General features: G+C 40.3%; 16 protein-coding genes and 2 pseudogenes. 15 read left to right on the top strand and 3 right to left on the bottom strand.

The features are described from left to right. Nucleotides 1–64: 64 nt before the first annotated feature. The 3 genes and pseudogenes from AC3ZVC_RS23260 to argF all read left to right on the top strand — a co-directional run bounded on the left by AC3ZVC_RS23260 (nucleotide 65) and on the right by argF (nucleotide 5,229). Entirely contained in the window at nucleotides 65–1,147 is a 1,083-nt protein-coding gene (locus AC3ZVC_RS23260; protein ID WP_490065441.1) for a carbamoyl phosphate synthase small subunit, read from the top strand. Further along, nucleotides 1,140–4,277, top strand: a complete 3,138-nt coding sequence (gene carB, locus AC3ZVC_RS23255; RefSeq protein WP_490065440.1) for a carbamoyl-phosphate synthase (glutamine-hydrolyzing) large subunit — start codon at nucleotides 1,140–1,142, stop codon at nucleotides 4,275–4,277. The genes AC3ZVC_RS23260 and carB overlap by 8 nt, the downstream gene beginning before the upstream one ends. Continuing rightward, nucleotides 4,274–5,229 (top strand): annotated as a pseudogene (gene argF, locus AC3ZVC_RS23250) (ornithine carbamoyltransferase). The gene carB and the pseudogene argF overlap by 4 nt, the downstream one beginning before the upstream one ends. A 38-nt stretch (nucleotides 5,230–5,267) precedes the next feature. Here the strand turns inward: argF and AC3ZVC_RS23245 are convergent. Next, complete coding sequence (locus AC3ZVC_RS23245) at nucleotides 5,268–6,080, bottom strand: undecaprenyl-diphosphate phosphatase (protein ID WP_490065439.1); 813 nt, start codon at nucleotides 6,078–6,080, stop codon at nucleotides 5,268–5,270. A 199-nt stretch (nucleotides 6,081–6,279) separates the two neighbouring features. On the opposite strand from AC3ZVC_RS23245, the gene AC3ZVC_RS23240 reads away from it, so the two are divergent. After that, nucleotides 6,280–6,459: a YjzC family protein gene (locus tag AC3ZVC_RS23240; RefSeq protein WP_110065343.1), complete on the top strand. Its 180-nt coding sequence runs from the start codon at nucleotides 6,280–6,282 to the stop codon at nucleotides 6,457–6,459. Nucleotides 6,460–6,741: 282 nt separating this feature from the next. Next, on the top strand, nucleotides 6,742–9,339 hold the full coding sequence (gene clpB / locus AC3ZVC_RS23235; RefSeq protein ID WP_490065438.1) for an ATP-dependent chaperone ClpB: 2,598 nt from the start codon (nucleotides 6,742–6,744) through the stop codon (nucleotides 9,337–9,339). 85 nt (nucleotides 9,340–9,424) lie between these two features. On the opposite strand, the gene AC3ZVC_RS23230 is transcribed toward clpB, so the two are convergent. Continuing rightward, on the bottom strand, nucleotides 9,425–9,616 hold the full coding sequence (locus tag AC3ZVC_RS23230) for a DUF2929 family protein (protein ID WP_490068992.1): 192 nt from the start codon (nucleotides 9,614–9,616) through the stop codon (nucleotides 9,425–9,427). Nucleotides 9,617–9,880: 264 nt separating this feature from the next. Here AC3ZVC_RS23230 and AC3ZVC_RS23225 point away from each other — a divergent pair, with 264 nt between their 5' ends. From AC3ZVC_RS23225 to AC3ZVC_RS23210, 4 genes are all read left to right on the top strand, one after another. Further along, on the top strand, nucleotides 9,881–10,618 hold the full coding sequence (locus AC3ZVC_RS23225; protein ID WP_490065437.1) for a serine aminopeptidase domain-containing protein: 738 nt from the start codon (nucleotides 9,881–9,883) through the stop codon (nucleotides 10,616–10,618). 81 nt (nucleotides 10,619–10,699) lie between these two features. Continuing rightward, complete coding sequence (locus AC3ZVC_RS23220; RefSeq protein ID WP_490065436.1) at nucleotides 10,700–11,536, top strand: hypothetical protein; 837 nt, start codon at nucleotides 10,700–10,702, stop codon at nucleotides 11,534–11,536. 130 nt (nucleotides 11,537–11,666) lie between these two features. Next, on the top strand, nucleotides 11,667–12,626 hold the full coding sequence (locus tag AC3ZVC_RS23215) for a BMP family ABC transporter substrate-binding protein (RefSeq protein ID WP_490065435.1): 960 nt from the start codon (nucleotides 11,667–11,669) through the stop codon (nucleotides 12,624–12,626). Between the two features lie 32 nt (nucleotides 12,627–12,658). After that, nucleotides 12,659–12,853, top strand: coding sequence for a ComZ family protein (locus tag AC3ZVC_RS23210; protein ID WP_490065434.1), 195 nt, complete (start codon nucleotides 12,659–12,661; stop codon nucleotides 12,851–12,853). Between the two features lie 414 nt (nucleotides 12,854–13,267). Here AC3ZVC_RS23210 and AC3ZVC_RS23205 read toward each other — a convergent pair whose 3' ends face one another. Next, nucleotides 13,268–13,630, bottom strand: coding sequence for a hypothetical protein (locus AC3ZVC_RS23205; RefSeq protein ID WP_490065433.1), 363 nt, complete (start codon nucleotides 13,628–13,630; stop codon nucleotides 13,268–13,270). Between the two features lie 230 nt (nucleotides 13,631–13,860). On the opposite strand from AC3ZVC_RS23205, the gene AC3ZVC_RS23200 reads away from it, so the two are divergent. The 6 genes and pseudogenes from AC3ZVC_RS23200 (at nucleotide 13,861) to opp4A (ending at nucleotide 21,025) form a co-directional block, all read left to right on the top strand. Next, entirely contained in the window at nucleotides 13,861–14,793 is a 933-nt protein-coding gene (locus AC3ZVC_RS23200; RefSeq protein WP_490065432.1) for a beta-ketoacyl-ACP synthase III, read from the top strand. Between the two features lie 63 nt (nucleotides 14,794–14,856). Beyond that, entirely contained in the window at nucleotides 14,857–16,095 is a 1,239-nt protein-coding gene (gene fabF, locus AC3ZVC_RS23195) for a beta-ketoacyl-ACP synthase II (protein ID WP_490065431.1), read from the top strand. A 306-nt stretch (nucleotides 16,096–16,401) separates the two neighbouring features. Continuing rightward, nucleotides 16,402–17,058: a DUF2268 domain-containing putative Zn-dependent protease gene (locus AC3ZVC_RS23190; RefSeq protein ID WP_490065430.1), complete on the top strand. Its 657-nt coding sequence runs from the start codon at nucleotides 16,402–16,404 to the stop codon at nucleotides 17,056–17,058. Nucleotides 17,059–17,215: 157 nt separating this feature from the next. Next, entirely contained in the window at nucleotides 17,216–18,241 is a 1,026-nt protein-coding gene (locus AC3ZVC_RS23185; protein ID WP_490065429.1) for an ABC transporter ATP-binding protein, read from the top strand. Next, a pseudogene (locus tag AC3ZVC_RS23180) lies at nucleotides 18,241–19,256 on the top strand (ABC transporter ATP-binding protein). The gene AC3ZVC_RS23185 and the pseudogene AC3ZVC_RS23180 overlap by 1 nt, the downstream one beginning before the upstream one ends. 35 nt (nucleotides 19,257–19,291) lie before the next feature. Further along, the gene (gene opp4A, locus AC3ZVC_RS23175) at nucleotides 19,292–21,025 is read left to right on the top strand and encodes an oligopeptide ABC transporter substrate-binding protein (protein WP_490065428.1); all 1,734 of its coding nucleotides are present in this window, start codon (nucleotides 19,292–19,294) and stop codon (nucleotides 21,023–21,025) included. Nucleotides 21,026–21,036 lie beyond the last annotated feature (11 nt).

Below are 21,036 nucleotides of genomic sequence, written 5' to 3'. Positions count from 1 at the left end.
TCATCCAATTGCATAAAAATTAATAAGTTCATATAAATATACAGACAACTTCGAGGTGTTGATAATGGAAGGTTACCTTCATTTAAAAAGCGGCCATTCTTATAAGGGCCAGTGGCTGACAAATCAGCCTGAAAAGGATATAGAGGGAGAAATCGTATTTTTTACAGGGATGACAGGCTACCAGGAAGTTTTGACAGATCCTTCATATAAAGACCAAATTATAGTTTTTACGTATCCTTTGATCGGAAATTATGGGATCAATGAATCAGATTTTGAGAGCAAGAAACCTCATGTGGCCGGGGTTATTGTCTATGAAGGAAGCAAAAGCCCTTCCCATTATAAATCAGCCTATACATTGGAGGAATATTTGCAAAAATGGAACATCCCCTTAATGGGGCATATGGATACAAGGGCTATCGTAAAGAAAATCCGTGCAGAAGGCAGTATGCCTGCAAAAATGACCTTAAATGAGAGTGCAGGAGCCGAGTCATTTCTACTCCATAAAGATGAAAAGGTTTGTAAAGTTTCTTCAGAAGTGATTGAGATTCATGGTGAAGGAAAGAACCATGTAGTGGTAATTGATTTTGGAGCAAAGAAATCAATTGTAGACTCTTTACTAAAAAGATCCTGCAAGGTCACATCTGTTCCTTTTAACACAAAAATGGAAGAAATAAAAAAATTAAACCCTGATGGAGTAGTGCTTTCCAATGGGCCAGGGGATCCAAAGGAACTAATAGGCATATTGCCGGAAGTGAAAAAAATACTGGAGCAGTATCCGACATTGGGTATCTGTCTAGGACATCAGCTGGCAGCATTGGCTTTTGGCGGAAATACTAAAAAGCTGTCATTCGGCCACAGGGGAGCAAATCACCCGGTTGCAGATATGAAAAAGGGCACTGTTTTTATGTCCTCACAAAACCATAGCTATGTGGTGGATGAAGAAAGCTTAAAAGCTACAGGCTTTAAAACACGATATGTAAATCTGCACGACCAGTCAGTTGAAGGGCTAATGCATCAAATGCTGCCAATCCAGACTGTCCAATTCCATCCGGAAGCCCATCCGGGACCGGCAGACGGAGATTATATTTTTGATGAATTCATGATCATGATAAAAGCCGAGAATAGGAGAGTTTTTGCTTATGCCTAAAGACACCAGTATCCAATCCATTTTAGTGATCGGCTCAGGCCCGATTGTTATAGGCCAGGCCGCAGAATTTGATTACGCAGGCACACAGGCATGTGCGGCTTTAAAAGAAGAAGGCTATAAGGTTATCCTCGTCAATAATAATCCGGCCACCATTATGTCTGACAAGGCTTTTGCAGATAAAATTTATTTTGAGCCGCTGACTGCTGATAGCCTTGAAAAGATAATCAGCAAAGAACGTCCCGATGGGCTGCTTGCCACTCTGGGAGGTCAGACCGGCCTTAATTTGGCTTTTCAGCTGAGTGAAGCAGGCGTTCTGGAGCGTTATGGAGTGAAGCTTTTGGGTAGCAGCATTGAATCAATTAAGAAAGGCGAAGATCGTGAAGCATTTCGAAAATTGATGAATGAACTTAATGAGCCTGTTCCTGAAAGCATCATTGTCCATGAAATTGAAGATGCCATTCAGTTTGCCCGTGAAATAGGATTTCCAATTATTATCCGCCCTGCTTACACTCTTGGGGGAACAGGGGGCGGCATAGCCGAGGACTTTGATGAATTAACTTCCCTGGTGGAGAGCGGCTTAAAAGAAAGTGCCATTAATCAATGCCTGATCGAAAAGAGCATCGCGGGCTTTAAGGAAGTTGAGTACGAGGTAATGCGTGATTCAAAGAATACATGCATCACTATTTGTAATATGGAGAATATCGATCCTGTCGGGGTCCACACAGGTGATTCAATTGTAGTCGCCCCATCGCAGACCTTAACGGATGATGAATATCAGATGCTTAGGTCAGCTTCTATAAAGATTATATCTGAGCTTGGAATTATTGGCGGGTGCAATATTCAATTTGCTTTAGATCCTAACAGTAAAAATTATTATTTGATTGAAGTAAATCCTAGGGTTAGCCGCTCATCGGCTCTCGCTTCCAAAGCAACAGGCTATCCAATTGCCAGAATGGCTGCAAAGCTGGCGGTAGGGTATAACTTATCCGAAATTATCAACCCGGTTACAGGTGACACATTTGCAAGCTTTGAGCCTGCTCTCGATTATGTCATTGTAAAATTCCCAAAATGGGCTTTTGATAAATTCCCGTCTGCAGACCGCAAGCTGGGTACTCAAATGAAAGCAACCGGGGAAGTAATGGGTATCGACCGTAATTTGGAGAGGGCTTTAATGAAGGCAGTTCATTCACTTGAAGGAAAAGGCATTGACCTCAAGAATCCCGCATTATCCGCTAAAACAAACGAAACTCTTGAAGAATTGCTAAAAAAACAAACGGATGAGAGATTCTTTATTTTGATGGAATTAATTCGGAGAGATTATTCTTTGGAGGTATTGCATAACATCACCAAAATAGATTATTTTTACCTGAATTTATTCCAGGGGCTTGTGAAATTCGAAAATAACATTGCTGCTTTAACATTTGAGGAAGCAACAAAAGAAGAACTCCAGATTTTTAAGGAAAAAGGGTTCAGTGATAAATATTTGGCAATGGAATGGAAAACATCTGAGCAAGCGGTCAGGAATAAACGCAAAGACTTGGCTATTCTGCCTGCATACAAAATGGTCGATACATGCGCTGCTGAATTCGAAGCGCATTCCAATTATTATTACTCAAGCTATTATGGTGAAAATGAACAAGTAAAAACTGATAAAAGGAAGGTTCTTATTATCGGAAGCGGTCCAATCCGGATTGGTCAGGGCATTGAATTTGATTATTGTTCCGTCCAAGGAGTGTTTGCTTTGAAAGAAGCTGGTGTTGAAACGATCATGATCAATAACAACCCTGAAACGGTCAGCACCGATTATACAACTGCTGACAGACTTTATTTTGAGCCATTAATACTTGAAGACATTTTAAATGTTATCGAAGCAGAGGGAATAACAGAAGTAATTGTCCAGATGGGTGGACAGACAGCGCTGAATCTGGCAGCAGAAATGGAAGCATGCGGCCTGACCTTGCTTGGAACTAACTCGAAAACAATAGATGCATTAGAAGACCGCAAGCTTTTTTATAAGCTTCTGGATGATTTGGAAATTCCACGTCTTGAAGGTGATGTCGTCTATTCTGAAAACCAGCTATATGAAGCTGTTGAGAAAATTGGTTTTCCTATTTTAGTCCGCCCTTCATATGTAATCGGCGGCAAGGGAATGGAGCGCATTGGATCAGTTTCTGAATTGGAAAGCTATTTAACCAAAGGGGATGTCCCTTATCCGATTCTCATCGACCAATTTATGCATGCTTCAGAAGCTGAATTGGATTTAGCAGCTGATGGAAATTATATTTGTGTACCGGCCATTATGGAGCATATTGAAAAAACGGGAGTTCATTCGGGAGATAGCATGTCAGTTCTTCCTCCCCAGAATTTATCAGAAAATGTACAGAAGAAAATGCTCTCGTATGCAAAATCAATTGTTCAAAAGCTTCAATACAAGGGGCTCATGAATATCCAGTATATCGTTGATGGAGAAGACGTGTATATTCTTGAAGTAAACCCGCGGGCAAGCCGTACCGTTCCTGTTATCAGCAAAGTCACAGGTGTTCAGCTGGTACAAATTGCGACAAAAATATTGCTTGGGAAATATTTATTGTCGAAGGATGAAATACCTGTCACTGAGAACCTTCCATTTGTTTGTGTTAAATATCCGGTATTCTCAAATTACGCTTTGAAAGGGTTGGATTCCAAAGTCGGCCCTGAGATGAAATCAACTGGAGAGGGTATATCCCTTGCACCAAGCTATAAAGAAGCCATAAGGAAATCCTTCCATACAGGATTAAAAAACACCTTGAACAGGAAAGTAGTTGTAGCAGCAGATTTGAATCCTGATGAGCTTTCCGATTATTTGGAAGAAGCAAAAGTCGAGGCTGTTTACTTAAAAGAAAACGAAGATAAATGGGATATTAAGGAAACGCTTGCTTTATATAATCCTAATCAGCAGGAAAAAGATAGAAGAATGAGGGAAATGGCCACTAAAAACAGGATTTTAACCTTTACTGAAAAAGAAACCCTAATTGCACTCCTGAAATCAATGTCAGTTGAGGAGTGGGATGTTCAATCAATCGAGGATTGGCATCAAGCAAAAAGCAACAACAATTCAGCATCTCTAATAAAGGAAGTGAGCGTATTATGATATCAATTCAGGCGGCCGATAAGAGACTTAATATAAAAGGAAAGGATTTTTTAACTCTTGCCGATTTTTCGTCTGAGGAAATTAAGGGCCTTTTAGAAAAAGCAAAGAAATTAAAAGATGCACATTTGCAGGGGGAAACATCTTCCGCTCTTAAAGGCAAAATTCTCGGAATGATCTCGAAAAATCATCAACCCGCACGAGAGTTTCGTTTGAAGCAGGCATGATTCAGCTAGGAGGCCATGCCCTTTACCTTAATAGCCAGGATTTGCAGCTGGGTAGAGGAGAGAGCATTGCGGATACTGCCAAAGTACTGTCGCAGTACGTTGATGCAATTATGATACGTACTTTCTCGCATGAAAAAATTAAGGAACTCTCCTATCATGCGACCATTCCAGTCATTAACGGCCTGACAGACCTATACCACCCATGCCAGGCATTAGCTGATCTTTTAACCATTCAGGAGAAGAAAGGAACTTTGGAAGGTCAAAGTCTTGTATATGTCGGTGATGGCAACAATGTAGCGCATTCACTGATGATTGCTTCTGCTAAAATGGGCGTTAATATCACGATTGCATGTCCGGAAGGCTACGAACCAGACCCATCAGTTCTAAAGATATCAAAAGAATTTGCGGCACAAAGCGGTTCTGAAGTTAAGGTATCCCATAGTGCAGAGGAAGCAGTTAAAAATGCGGATGCGATTTATACAGATGTCTGGACGAGTATGGGACAGGAAGCCGAAAATGAGCAAAGGCTTAAAGATTTTGCACAATACCAGGTTAATGAATATCTTGTCCAAAAAGCTAAAAAAGATTACGTCTTTTTACACTGCCTGCCTGCTCATCGCGGTGAGGAAGTCACATCAGGAGTCATTGATGGCAGCAACTCTGAAGTCTTCCAACAGGCAGGAAACCGGCTCCATGTACAAAAAGCGGTTCTTTCAGAAATTTTATAATAAGAAAGCCATCTCCAGCTGGAGATGGCTTTTGCATATTAAGACAGAAAATAAACAAGTGGCCCTACAATAAAACAGTAAATGGCAAAATATTTCAGATTCCCTTTAGCCATAATGTTCATAAACCACTTCAGGGAGAAGTAGGAAGCAATAAGAGATGCAAAAAAGGCAAGTGTATATGGTAAGGCATAGTCAGCTAAATTAGGGTCTTTAATAATATCGTTAAAGCCCAGAATCATACCGCCGACACTTACGGGTATATACAGCAGGAAAGAAAATCGTAAAGCTGTTTCCTGTTTCATCCCAAGACCCATTGCCGCAACGATTGTTGCGCCAGAGCGGCTGATGCCCGGTATTAGGGCAACTGCCTGGGCAAGCCCTACGATAATCGCATCTTTCACCGATAATTCAGCATCATTCTTGCGGCCCTTCATATTACGGATTAGCCACAGCGCAAGACCGGTAACAATAAGTGTGATGCCTACAGTTTTAATGCTTGCGAGATTCTCATCAATAAAATCTTCAAATAATATTCCAATTACACCTGCAGGTATCGTTCCAATAATTAAGTAAATAATAAATCGAAAGTCAGCTTCCGCCCGTTTATCTTTCGTCGTAATATAAGAAAGCCCATTGCGTATCAGCCTCATAATATCTTCGCGATAGATAATTAGAACAGCAAATAGTGAAGCCGTATTTACGAGCAAAGCGAAACTCATGCCTTTAATTTCAAGCCCGAAAAAATACTCAGCAATCTCCAAGTGTCCACTTGAAGAAATCGGGATTGGCTCGGTAAAACCTTGAAATAGTCCTAAAAATAAATATTTCAGCAATAAGAAAAAATCTTCCACTTATAAATCCTCCAACTATGAAATCTCATACCTTCTCATTTAACTATAACAAGCACGAATGTGTAAAGTAATAACAGGCCTATTGCAAAAATAAGGAAAATAAATTCTTATTAGGAAAGCCAATGCCAATAGTTACCCACATGAGGAAACCTTGAGTGGAAATAATAAAAAATGATTTAAGATTAAAGGAGGTATTTGCATGGGGCAAAATAGACAATTTAAGCCAGGGCAAAAAGCGCCGAACAATGGAATTTATATTGAAATCGGTGAAACAGGAAGCAACGTCAATAACCCTCAAATGCTTAAATTAAGAGCCGGAGACCAATTTCCTGAGGCTTCGAACCATAACCGCGTCTGGACATATAAAAGAAAGCCTTAAATCTGATTAGCCATTAGCAAATTGGGGAAAAAGCATAAGAAACTTCAGGAGCCATCCCATTTGTGGATGGCTTTCACTTTTCGGCAAATCGCTTTCGCTGTTCGCCTCCTTCCAACCTAAATTTCCGATCAGGACAAGTCACACCTTGCCACATCTCACTTCATGGAGGCTAAAAGTATTGTTAACCATCTTAAAGCATTTGACTGCAGAAAACTTTACATATGCAGAAATTGGATTATAATAAAAGTAAAGGTCAAAGAAGGTCAAAAAGGAGGTCTTGTAATGGATCTAAATCGAATGACAGAGCGGATGCAGGAAGGATTGATGAATGCACAGTCAATTGCCACAAGGGAACATCATCAGGAAGTGGATGAAGCGCATTTATTCCTGGCCTTTATGAATCAGGAGGATAACCTGATTAAATCGATCCTGTCTAAATTACAGATTCCTGCTGAATCTTTCATTAATAAAATGCGTGAAGTTTTACGGAAAAAACCCCAAGTGTCAGGTTCAGGAGCTGAACAAGGCAAGCTGTATATTACCGGTAAACTGCAGCGCCTCCTGGCAGAAGCGGAAAGATTCATGAAGGAATATGAAGACGAATACATGTCTGTAGAACATGTTTTTATAGCATCAGCTGCAGAAGCAGACTCGGACGCTGCAGCAATCTTAAAATCATATGGTATCAATAAAGAAAAAGTGGAGAATGCCATTAAGGAAATCAGGGGGAATCAAAGAGTGACATCTCAAAATCCGGAATCCACATATGAAGCACTGAAAAAATACGGAAGAGACCTTGTTGCAGAGGTTAAAGAGGGAAAGGTTGACCCGGTTATCGGCAGGGACAGTGAAATCCGACATGTGATTCGCATCCTTTCAAGGAAAACCAAGAACAACCCTGTTCTCATCGGTGAACCAGGTGTAGGTAAAACAGCTTTAGTAGAAGGTCTAGCACAGCGGATTGTCCGCAGGGATGTTCCAGAGGGCTTAAAGGACAAAACCATTTTTGCATTAGATATGAGTGCCCTGATTGCCGGCGCAAAGTTCAGGGGCGAATTTGAGGAAAGATTGAAGGCTGTTCTGAATGAAGTGAAAAAAAGCGAAGGCAGAATCCTCCTTTTTATCGATGAACTGCATACAATTGTGGGAGCAGGTAAAACAGAAGGAGCCATGGATGCAGGGAATATGCTAAAGCCAATGCTTGCGAGAGGAGAGCTGCATTGCATTGGTGCGACAACACTTGAAGAGCACAGGAAATATATTGAAAAGGATCCGGCACTTGAACGTCGCTTTCAGCAGGTATTAGTAAAGGAGCCGGATGTAGAAGATACCATCTCCATTTTAAGGGGTCTAAAAGAGCGTTTTGAAATACATCATGGGGTCAATATTCACGATAGAGCCCTGGTAGCTGCCTCAACTTTATCCGATCGCTATATTACAGACCGCTTTTTGCCGGATAAAGCGATTGATTTAGTTGATGAGGCATGTGCTATGATCAGAACGGAAATCGATTCCATGCCTTCTGAATTAGATGAAGTAACAAGGCGAGTAATGCAGCTGGAAATTGAGGAAGCTGCATTAAGGAAAGAAAATGATGAAGCAAGCAAAGCAAGGCTTTCTGTTCTCCAGAAGGAGCTTGCAGAATTAAAAGATATGGCCAACAGCATGAAAGCAAAATGGCAGCTTGAAAAGGAAGGCATTCAGAAAGTGCAGGAAAAGCGGGAACAGCTAGAGAAAATGCGCCGAGAACTGGAAGAAGCAGAAAATAATTACGATTTAAATAAGGCTGCCGAACTACGCCACGGAAAAATCCCTTCTCTGGAAAAAGAGCTAAGGAACCTGGAAAGTGCTGTTAATGAAAATCAAGGTGAGAGGCTTTTAAGAGAGGAAGTTACTGAAGAAGAAATTGCTGGCATTGTCGCAAGATGGACAGGCATTCCAGTTGCAAAGCTTGTAGAAGGAGAAAGGGAAAAACTTCTGCGGCTCGAAAGCATTTTACACGAAAGAGTAATTGGCCAGGATGAAGCTGTCCAGCTTGTTTCTGACGCAGTTTTAAGAGCCAGGGCAGGTATAAAGGATCCCAATCGTCCGATTGGTTCATTTATTTTCCTGGGACCGACCGGAGTAGGGAAAACAGAGCTCGCTAAAGCCCTGGCCCAATCACTGTTTGATAGTGAAGAGCAAATTATTCGGATCGACATGTCCGAATATATGGAAAAACATGCTGTTTCAAGATTGATTGGGGCACCTCCGGGGTATGTAGGATATGAGGAAGGCGGACAGCTTACAGAGGCAGTCCGAAGAAAGCCTTATTCTGTTATCCTGCTGGATGAAATTGAGAAGGCCCATCCGGAAGTATTTAATATCCTGCTTCAAATGCTCGATGATGGACGGATCACAGATTCGCAGGGAAGGACAGTAGACTTTAAAAATACTGTCATTATCATGACTTCCAATATCGGTTCTCATTTTCTGCTGGAACGATCAGAGAGAGAAGAAATAAATGAAGAAACCAGAAGCAAAGTAATGGGGAATTTGCGCAGCCATTTCCGCCCTGAATTCTTAAACAGAGTGGACGAAATTATCTTGTTTAAGCCTTTGGCGCTGAATGAAATAAAAGAAATTGTTTCTAAATTAGTAACTGAGCTCAAATCAAGATTATCGGACAAGCATATTAAGCTTAGTATAAATGAGAACGCAAAGGAATATATTGCAGAAAACGGATTCGATCCTGTCTATGGAGCAAGGCCGCTGAAGCGTTTTATACAGAGAAATGTAGAAACAGCCCTGGCAAGAAAAATAATAGCAGGACAAATCCAGGACCATGGTGAAGTTGTTATTTCTGCTGACAGCGGAAAAATAGAGCTCATGATAAAATAAATCCGGCTAAATTAAAAGAATCATCCTGACAGCAGTCAGGATGACTCTTTTAAAGTCTGATAATCTCTTGCAGAATTGCCTCTGATTAGTGAAGTCCTTCTTTCCCAGCTTGCCCCTCAGGAATAATAGAAGCAACAACAAAAATTAGGATAGATGTTCCTACTGCCAGGATGCTGCCGGTTACAAAATCATAATGCGCTCCAAGCATCGAAGAAACCACGTACGTTAACATTTGAACAAGAAGGAAAGTCCAGAAAAATGTCCAAAAGAATTTCATCCATTTCACCTCTAACATAATTAAATCCCTTTTCATATTAGCATAAGCTGTTCAATAAATAAATTGGTTTTTACAACATACACACGTACTTTTCGGTGGATAAGCCTATCCAGAGGAAAACGAAAATAAAAAAGGCTCTTTTCTAAAAGATTGTTGCAGGAAGCCATGCAAGATGTTGAACTTGTCTAAAACTGGGCAAATCTCCCTTTCATTTTATTTATACATACATACATTATTATGAACAAACTGTAAAGGAGTTTTACTATGGAAAGCCGGAACTTTCAATTGGATACCGAATGGTGCATGATTCATTACCCAGATAAACCAAGTGGTTTCGGAATTCTGATTATTGGGGATGATAGGCACTTTGTTGATGAGAACAGCAGCTTTTGGACACAAAATGAAGGGAAGCATTCATTAATCAGGAAACTGAGGGAACAAGGCTATACCATTTTTTATTCCAACCTCTACGGGAAAAACTGGGGCAGCGATAAAGCAGTCGATAAAGCTAAATGTTTATACGAGCATATAGTCCGAACAGAAATTATTAATGAAAAAATCCACATTATCGCTGAAGGTATGGGATCTCTGGTTGCTCTAAAATTAATCCATGCAATGGACCAAATGATACGTTCAGCGGTACTAATCAATCCGATAGTGTCATTAAAGCACCATTTAGAACAGGAAAAGGAGCATAAATTCTTTTATAAAAAACTTTTAAAAGAGCTTGCATTTTCTTATGAAATTGAGACTGGAAAAATAGCTGACGTACTAAGCAGCCATGAAGAAAATCTCACAGAAGGACTTAAAGTCCCTGTTAGAATCATTCAAATTCTTTCAGGTGGAAGAGCATATAAGCAATCAGACTATTTGAAAAAAAGGTCTGTAAAATGGGAAAATGAAAATGCCCCCATAACTGTTTTTTATATGCTTCCGGACAAAAAACAGCGGATTTCTACTCAGATGACGAGCTTCTTTAGAAAATATGAAAAGGACCTATAGCAGCGGCCTATGTACTGCTAAGAAATAAATACAATCCCTCAAGCATAGGATACATTGAGTATGCTTTGAGGAGGATTAAAGATGGACAGGGCAGTAATATTAGGTACATTTGAATACGTTGGATTCAGCCTGTGTAAATTTCTGCTTGATCAGGGCTGTATGATAGATGGAATCCATATTAATAAAGGGGAGGAAGAACCTTATCTAAACGAGAAGCGTTTGGAAATTGGACGTAATGCGAATTTCTATGAAATGAACTACTCTGAATGGCTGGAAACTAAAAAGGAAATACAGGAAGATTCAGTACTCTTTATTGATTTTTATGATTTCTATATAAAGAATAATCTTTTCTCTTTAAGAGAAAATGAGCTTATAGAGAAATATTTTATTAATAATTTGAATGAATTGAAAAAATACCGTTCGAAAATTGTGTTTTTATTCCCGCTTCAGTGGCTGAAGGATATAAACCGGGCACACAGCCGCTGTGAAACAGCGATTGAGCTTCTTAAGAAAAATAACATTGTTGTACATTCTTTTTATCTGCCTGCGGTTTATGGTCCCTGGCAGCCGGAGGAATTTATCTTTCATCAGGTTTTAGCTGATCGAAAACGGGCTGTATTAAGTAACCGGGAATGGAATCATGATGCTATTTTTATAGATGATCTCATTCATTCCATAATGGAGGAAGCAGATCAATTGCAAGGGGGATCCTATTTATTAAAAAGCAGCATCCCGGGTCATTGGCAAAAATGTGCCGAATATCTATCACTGGAATATAGCAAAAATCACAGATACGATGACTTGGGAAAAGGTAAAATAATAGAGAAAACTGTGAAGAATTCAGTAAATTACTCAGAGGGCCTGGAGAAGCAAAGGAGACATTTAAATACCTTATTGAACAGGAATGGTAATGAATAAGAAAAAAATCATTCCAATTAACATATAGACAAGGTAGAATTAAAATAGTTTGGTAAAATAAACCGGACTTACCATCATGTATGAAGTGAAAGCGGAAAGCAGCTTTTACAGAGAGGCGGAGAAAAAGGAGATGCATAAGACATTTAAGAAATTTGGGATCCTTCTTTTGTGCCTTCTTTTATTGGTCTCCTGCGGACAAGCAATGTCCACGGGAAAACTTGAGAAAGCTGGATTATTAGTACCCGATACAGTGAACGACCAGGTATGGGGAACCAAAGGCTATAAAGGAATGTTAAAGATTCAATCCCAATATAATGTAGAGGTTTTTTATAAAGAAGGCATGAACTCCGAGATGGTCGTAGAAAGGGCTGTCAAAGAGTTTGACCAAAAAGGTGTAAATCTGATTTTTGGCCATGGCAATGAATACGTGGAATACTTTAATAATATCTCAAAAAAATACCCACATATCCATTTTGTCAGTTTTAATGGAAACGCCAAAAATGACAATACCACCAGCTTGAATTTTGAAGCCTATGCGATGGGATTTTTCGGGGGCATGGTAGCTGGCCATGTGACCAAAACAGAAACTGTTGGCGTACTTGCGGCATTTGAATGGCAGCCAGAAGTAGAAGGATTCTATGAAGGTGCCAATCATGCTAATAAAAATGTTAACGTAGAAATCCAATATGTCGGGAACTGGGACAATGACCAAAAGGCTATTAAACTGCTCGATAAGCTCATTTCCAAAGACACTGATGTTGTCTATCCTGCCGGTGATGGGTATAATGTTCCTGTTATCGAAAAACTAAAAGAAAAAGGACTGTATGCCATCGGCTTTATATCCGATCAGTCCGACCTGGGCGAATCGGTCGTCCTAACAAGCACAGTACAGCATGTTGATGTTTTGTATGAATTAGTGGCAGAAAAATTCAACAAAGATGAATTGGATTCGGGAAATCTTTCCTTTGATTTTCAAGATGAAGTCATCTCACTAGGAAAGTTCAGCCCCATTGTAGACGAGGATTTCAAAAAGGAATTAAATGCTGCCATTGAAGAATACAAAAAGACAGGCAAACTGCCAAATGAATAAAAAACAGAACGATACATAGGAGGTACCACCAGATGCAGCCAAACGATAAAACAATGGAATTCATGCAAATCGCCATGAAATACATGCCTGAGGCCAAGCAACAACTGGACGAAGCAGGCATCGAACTTTCCATGGAAATGATCCAGCCATTCATGAACCTCTTCACCAAAGTTATGAATGAAGCCTACGAAATGGGCAAAACAGACGCACTGAAGGAAAATGAGTAAATTGAGGAACCAGCCTATGGGGGCTGGTTTCTTTTGTTGTGGTGAGGTGTTATAAGAAAGTGTGTGGAGCCGCTGTTAGTGAAAAAATAGCCCGTGCGTAGTCAAACTGAAACCGCGCGAAAAAGAGAGCGGCGAATTACCCTTACAAGAAAAGATGGAAAGTGACGTAGTTAAAAATGAGGAAAGGTTTCAAGAAATACTCATATACAAGCAATAACCGATTACTTCTTCCTTATCAACACACAAATACAAATAAGAAATGCCGGGACTTCTTAAAATCTTAACTCCGGACATATGACAAATCGGTCACCAAAGTCTATGAACCTTACCTTTGATGAACCTGCAAAATTAGAATCTGCTCCAGCGATATTCCCAACCTAAAAAGATGAAGAGTTCCCTCTTCATCCACTCAACTTATTTCTTCCAAAACTGTTCAAGGAACGGGCTAGCTTTTTTCAGCAGCGGCTTTAGCTGACTGGCTGATGTCATGAGTGTGTCTATGTTGTTCATAAGTTCCTCATAATTAATGTTGTTAAGTAAATGATTTACCTTGCCGTTTAAACTGTCATCTTCTTGAGGGCGTCGGCTTCCGCCAAACAGCCAGTCATCGTTTTGATGCCTGCTTCTTCTTTCAGGTTCTTTTTCAAAATCTTCTTCACCCTGCTTTTCTTCCTCCAGGTGCCTGTTTCTTCTCGCATTTGGTCCGAACAAGAATTGCGTAAACGGGTCTGTATCTTGTTCATCTTCGTCTTTGATATTGTATTCCTCATCTTGCATATGCGATCCTCCTCCTTTCAGATGCCTATATAACAACATATGAAGGAAGCTTCTGTTGCGTATGGACATTTGTGGAGAAGATAAAGGGCAGTGTTTAAAAGTGTTGCGTTTTTATAACTATTTTTGATAAAATTAGTACCAAGTCATAATAATTGATAATAATATATATGAAATATGAACGAATGTGCTTTGTAAATAATATGGGGAAAACAGAAAGGAAGTGGGGCTCCATGAATGCAGGAATTATTGGGAGTGGAAGATATCTGCCTGAAAAAGTGGTGACAAATGCTGACTTGGAGAAAATCGTAGATACTTCGGATGAATGGATTCGGACAAGGACTGGAATTGAAGAAAGAAGAATTGCGGATGATAACATGGATACATCAGACATGGCTTATGAATCAGCAAGGAATGCCTTGGATAACGCGGGGATTGCTGCTGAGGATTTAGATATGATTCTGGTCGCAACGGTTACTCCTGATAACCCGTTTCCTTCTGTTGCCTGCATGTTACAAGAACGTCTGGGAGCAGTCAAGGCAGCTGCAATGGATGTTAGTGCTGCGTGTGCAGGATTCATGTATGGTATCATAACAGGTAAACAGTTTATTGAAACAGGCACATATAAACATGTATTAGTAGTAGGTGTAGAAAAATTATCAAAAATTACTGATTGGAATGACCGGAACACAGCTGTTTTATTTGGTGACGGAGCAGGCGCTGTTGTGCTGGCCCCAGTTTCTGATGGAAGGGGCATTCTTTCGTTTGAACTGGGTGCAGATGGAACCGGAGCAAAGCATCTTTACCAGGATGAACATATCATTATGAACGGACGCGAAGTATTTAAATTTGCAGTCCGCCAAATGGGTGAAAGCTGTATTAATGTACTGGATAAAGCAGGGCTTTCAAAAGAGGATGTGGATTTTCTTATTCCGCACCAGGCAAATATCCGAATCATGGAAGCGTCCAGGCAAAGGCTTGAACTCCCAGTTGAAAAAATGTCAAAAACAATTCATAAATATGGCAATACTTCAGCATCTTCCATTCCAATTGCGTTAGTTGAAGAGCTTGAAGCAGGCAAAATTAAAAATGATGATCTGCTTGTAATGGTTGGTTTTGGCGGGGGATTAACATGGGGCGCCATTGCCATGCGCTGGGGAAGATAAAGAAAGCAATAGTAAATATTAATAAAACCATTTGATGATATTCTAAAAGGAGCTGCAATCATAATGGATAAGAGAAGAGTTGTCGTTACAGGCATCGGTGCTGTAACACCACTTGGAAATAATACAGAAACGACATGGAACAATATTAAATCAGGGGTATCCGGAGTAGGGCCGCTAACAAGATTAAATGCTGAAGAGTATCCAGCTAAAGTGGCTGCGGAAGTCAAGGATTTCAATCCTGAAGAGTATATGGACAAAAAAGATGCCAGAAAGATGGACCGCTTTACACATTATGCTGTGGCGTCTTCATTGATGGCGGTAAAAGATGCCAATCTTCAGATTACTGATGAAAATGCACATCGTATTGGTGTGTGGATCGGATCCGGCATCGGAGGAATGGAAACATTTGAAAATCAGTATGAGACATTTTTGAAACGCGGATACAGAAGGGTGAGCCCGTTTTTTGTTCCAATGATGATTCCGGATATGGCCACTGGCCAGGTCTCCATTTACCTCGGAGCAAAAGGATTTAACTCATGTACCGTTACGGCATGTGCAACAGGAACAAACTCCATTGGCGATGCATTTAAGGTCATTCAGCGGGGGGATGCTGATGCGATGGTCACTGGCGGAGCGGAAGCGCCAATCACGAAAATGTCTGTGGCAGGGTTCTGTGCAAATACGGCTCTATCCACTAATCCAGATCCGAAAACGGCCAGCCGTCCATTCGATCAAAATCGGGACGGATTTGTCATCGGTGAGGGAGCAGGCGTTGTCGTACTTGAGGAATTGGAGCATGCACTTGCACGCGGAGCTAAAATCTATGCTGAAATTATAGGATATGGAGCAACTGGAGATGCCTATCACATCACCGCTCCGGCACCAGGCGGAGAAGGCGGAGCACGAGCGATGAAAATGGCAATCGAAGACGGCGGTTTAAAACCAGAGGATATCGATTATATTAATGCTCATGGAACGAGCACGGATTATAATGACAAATTTGAAACATTGGCAATTAAAGAGGTGTTTGGCGAGCATGCCTACAAATTGGCGATAAGCTCGACTAAGTCGATGACAGGCCACCTGCTTGGAGCAGCGGGCGGAATTGAAGCCATTTTTACAGTGCTGGCAATGAATGAAGGAATATTGCCTCCTACTATTAATCTTGAAACACCGGATCCTGAATGTGATCTTGATTATGTACCAAACAAATCTAGGGAAAAAGAAATAAAGGCTGCAATTAGCAATTCATTAGGATTTGGCGGCCATAATGCAACAATAGTTTTTAAAAAATATGAGTAATTGAAGAAGCTGACTCAAAAGGTCGTTAATGACGGCCTAAATGAGTCAGCTTTTTATTTTGCAGAAATATATTTAGTCATCTATTTGTATATCTTTTTTGTATGCCAGCAAAGAACTAAAGTTCACTAACCTACATAAAATTTTAAGAGGTTATCTGAAATTAGGGGGTGGAAAAATGGGGTAGTCAGAACAGATAAATGGCTTAAAGAAAGCTTTAACAATCCGAATGATATTTGTGAAAAGCTGCTGGAATCCTTCAATGAAACGAATTCAAGAAAAATATATCAATACTTAAAAAGTTTCGGAATGTATAAGCCTGACCGGAGCAGCAAGAATACGTTAAGGGAATTAAGAGAAAAAGACGCATGGCGCCTTTCTGAAAAGATATATTTAAAATATAAGCACAAATGGGCAGGACCGGAAATTGATGTATACATTTTTCCGGCAGCAGCCGGAGGACTATTTTCAAGAAGGGCAGGGAAATCAGGGGTATCATTTAAAAACATGCTATTTCTATTTTTGACTCCCGAATTAGATGAAAAGGAATTGGAGGCCCTATTCGTTCATGAATACCACCATTCTTGCCGGATTAACAGCCAGAGAAAGAGCTTGGAAGAATACACTTTGCTTGATTCCATTATCCTGGAAGGTTTGGCTGAGCATTCTGTTGAAATGAATGTCGGTAAAGAGTATAGAGGAAAATGGTGCACTTTATATTCAAAAGAAGAGATTAGGCATCTATGGGAAAAAGTACTCAAAAGTCAGTTAAAGGTGAGAAAAGAGGAGAGGGTTCATCAGAAATTATTGTATGGTGAAAATCCCTACCCAGAATTGCTGGGATATGCAGTCGGATATGAAATTATTAGAGAGTACAGAGAGAAAAAAAGTTTTTCTACAAAACTTTCTTTTATTGCGCCATCCGAATATTTTGTAAAGCCAACTTTATTTAAACTGGATATATAAACGCTTTAAAGCCCTAAAGAGAGGGCTTTTTTTCTACTTTAAAAAAATGAATCTTAACAAATTTTAAAAAAATCTTGCAATTGTAATAACTTTGTAATAATATTTTAGACAAATAGAACGAATTAACAGAATAATTCGAAAAGGTAAGAGGTGTCCTATGAGCGCTAAATCCCATTCACATAATGACACACCTTTGCTAGAGGTGAAGAATTTAGAAACAGCTTTTTCTATAGATGGTACATATTACAATGCTGTTGATAACGTTTCTTTCCGTGTTAAGCCTAGGCAAATAGTCGGAATCGTAGGAGAGTCCGGCTGTGGTAAATCTGTAATGAGTCTTTCAGTCATGCAGCTTTTGCCGAAAGGAATAGGAAAAATCCGCAATGGAGAAATTTTATTTGATGGTGTTCACCTGGAGAATATGACAGATTCAGAGATTAATAAGATTAGGGGAAAGGATATCGCAATGATATTCCAGGAGCCCATGACTTCATTAAATCCAGTTTTCTCTATCGGCTTTCAGTTGCAGGAAGTATTATTCAACCATATGAAAATATCAAAAAAAGAAGCTCGACTTAAAAGTATTGCACTTTTAAAAAGTGTAGGAATTTCAAGGCCTGAAAAGATTGTTGATGAATATCCGCACCAGCTTTCAGGTGGTATGAGGCAAAGGGTAATGATCGCCATTGCAATTGCTTGCCAGCCAAAGCTGCTTATCGCTGATGAACCGACTACAGCGCTGGATGTTACTGTACAAGCCCAAATTTTGGAGCTTTTAAAAGAGATCCAGGAAGTCAATGATATGTCAGTTATTTTGATAACTCACGACCTGGGTGTGGTTGCCGAGATGTGCGATGAAGTAATCGTTATGTATGCAGGTAAAATTGCAGAGCGGACAGATGTCGATTCTTTATTCCATAATCCGAAACATCCATATACCCAGCTATTAATGGGAGCCATTCCAAAAATGGATGAAGAAGTTGAAACACTTAGCACAATCAAAGGAATTGTACCTTCATTGAAAAATATGCCTAAAACTGGGTGCAAATTTGCGGCGCGCTGCCCGAAGGCAATGCCGGAATGCTTAACTGTTACACCTCAATTGGCAGAAAACGAAGAAGGACATGAGGTTGCCTGCCTCCTTTACGAAACTAGCCGCCCTATAACAGAGGTGAACGCATAATGAGTACAGATGTAAAAAACACTGATGTCTTAAAAAAGGATAAAAGCAACAACGAATTGCTTCTAGAGATAAAAAATCTTAAAACGTACTACCCGATAAAAGGTGGAATTCTCAGAAGGACAGTGGCAGTCGTTAAGGCGGTTGATGATGTTTCTTTTGAAATAAGAAAAGGGGAAACGCTTGGTCTTGTAGGTGAATCAGGCTGCGGAAAATCTACAACAGGCAGAACAATCCTCCGGCTGCTTGAACCTACTGAAGGGCAAATCATTTTTGATGGACAGGATATTACGAACGTCAGAGGAACAAGTTTAAGGAAAATACGACAGGACTTTCAAATGGTTTTCCAGGATCCTTATGCATCCTTAAACCCAATGATGATGGTTGGGCATCTGGTGTCTGAACCGATCAGAAACTATAACAGTAAATCGGAAAAAGAACTGAAGCCAGAAGTATTGGACTTGCTTGCAAAAGTCGGCCTTCCTGAAGACGCTTATTATAAATATCCACATGAATTTTCTGGCGGTCAAAGACAGCGAATCGGAATTGCAAGGGCATTGGCTTTAAGGCCAAAACTAATTATTGCCGATGAGCCTGTTTCAGCCCTGGATGTATCTGTCCAGTCTCAGGTATTAAATCTGTTAAAAGAGCTTCAAGATGAATTTGATCTTACTTTTTTGTTTATTGCCCATGATTTAAGCGTTGTTAAACATATGAGTGACCGGATTGGTGTTATGTACCTGGGCGGTCTGGTTGAAGTTGCAGAGAAAGACAGCATTTATGCAGAACCTCTTCATCCGTATACTCAAGCGCTTATATCTGCGATCCCTGAGCCGGATCGCGCAAAAAGAAAGAAAGAATCATTTTAGAGGGTGATGTTCCAAGCCCGATCGATCCTCCAAAAGGATGCACATTCCATCCGCGCTGTGCGCATGCAATGCCAGAGTGCCAGAGCGTAAAGCCGGAATTAAAGGAGGTGAAGCCTGGGCATAGAGTCGCTTGTCACTTATATAAATAAGGCTTTGTCAAAAAATATTTTTCGGGGGGAAAACAATGAAGAAATCAGCATTTTGGCTTCTTTCAGTTCTTCTGATCATGTCTGTATTCCTTGCAGCGTGTTCAGGCGGCGGAGAGAAAGCTAACACTGAAAAAGAACCTAAAGACGGTACTGATGGAGAAAAAACAGAAGCCACAGAAGGCGGAACAGTAACATTCGGTTATACACAGCCATTCAAAGGCGTTCTCTCTTTTGCTTATTATGAAGGGGAAGATGATGCAAACGCCCTTCAGTTCATGCATGAAGCATTGCTTAAAACAAATGATGAGCTTCAGCCTGAACCCAATTTGGCTGACTATGAGCTTTCTGAAGACAAGACTAAGTTAACTTTCAAGATTAAGCAGGGTGTAAAATGGCATGATGGCGAAGAGCTGACTGCAGAGGATATGGAATATGCCTGGTACTTAATTGCTGATCCAACTTACGAAGGTGCGCGTTTCGCTAACGTAGCAATGATCAAAGGTGCTCAAGAGTACAAAGATGGAAAAGCTGACACAATCGAAGGTATCAAAGTAGTTGATGATTATACAATCGAAGTAACAGTGACTGAGCCATCTGTTAACTTATTGGATAACATTTGGGTTTATCCTGAGCCAAAGCATTATTACGGTGATATTTCTTCTAAAGAGCTTCCAGACTCGGACCAAATCCGTAAAGCTCCAATTGGTGTAGGTCCTTTTAAAGTGAAAAACATCGTACCTGGTGAAATGATCGAATTTGAGCGTTTTGATGATTACTGGCAAGGTCCTGCTAAATTGGATGGCGTTGTTTACAAAATCATTGATGGATCTCTTGCACAAGGTTTAGTGCAAAATGGAGAAATCGATGTTATTGAGGCACCAAAAGATCAGTGGGAAGCTATAAAGGCTCTTGATAATGTAAATCCTGTAGAAGCGGATGCAATGTCTTACAGCTACATTGGATTCGACTGGGGTCACTATGACACTAAAAAAGGTGTAGTAGTTTCTGATAACAAGAAGTTCCAAAACAAAAACCTTCGCCATGCAATGGCGCATGCTATTGACCGTCAAGCATTCATCGATGGTTTTGCAAACGGCTTAGGAAAGCCTTTAAATACTCCATTCCCGTCAGTATCATGGGCGAAAATTGATGATTCGGAAATCAATCCATATGAGTATGACGTAGAGAAAGCAAAGAAATTACTTGACGAAGCAGGCTTTGTTGATAAAGACGGCGACGGCTTCCGTGAAGATCCAGAAGGAAAGCCATTCACAATCAATTTTGATGCAATGGCTGGAGCTGAAACTTCAGAAGCGCGTGCTCAATTCATTCTTCAATCTTGGCAGGAAGTTGGCTTAAATGCCAAGCTTAACGGCGGTTCTTTAAAGGACTTCAACTTATTCTATGACTCTATTGAAGCAGATGATCCATCTGTTGAAACATTCATGGGTGCATGGGGACTTGCTGCAGATCCGGATCCATCTGGTATCTGGTTATCAACTGACAAGTGGAACATGTGGAGATGGTACAGCGAAGAGTCTGATGCTTTAATTAAGAAAGGTGTAACATTCCCTGAAGACTCTAGCAAAGATGTAACTGAACACCGTCAGGAAATCTACAACGAATGGCAAAAGCTTGTTAACGATGAATTGCCAATCATCTTCTTTGAACAGCGTATTGATCCATGGGCTATCAACAAGCGTGTTGGCGGAGTTAAAGTAACTCCATTTGGAACAGATGAGTTCCACAAGTGGCACATTGTAGAGTAATACGATAAGGA

It is taken from the genome of Cytobacillus sp. C11.1 (assembly GCF_058145115.1).
This window is presented reverse-complemented; position numbering and strand designations above follow the sequence as displayed.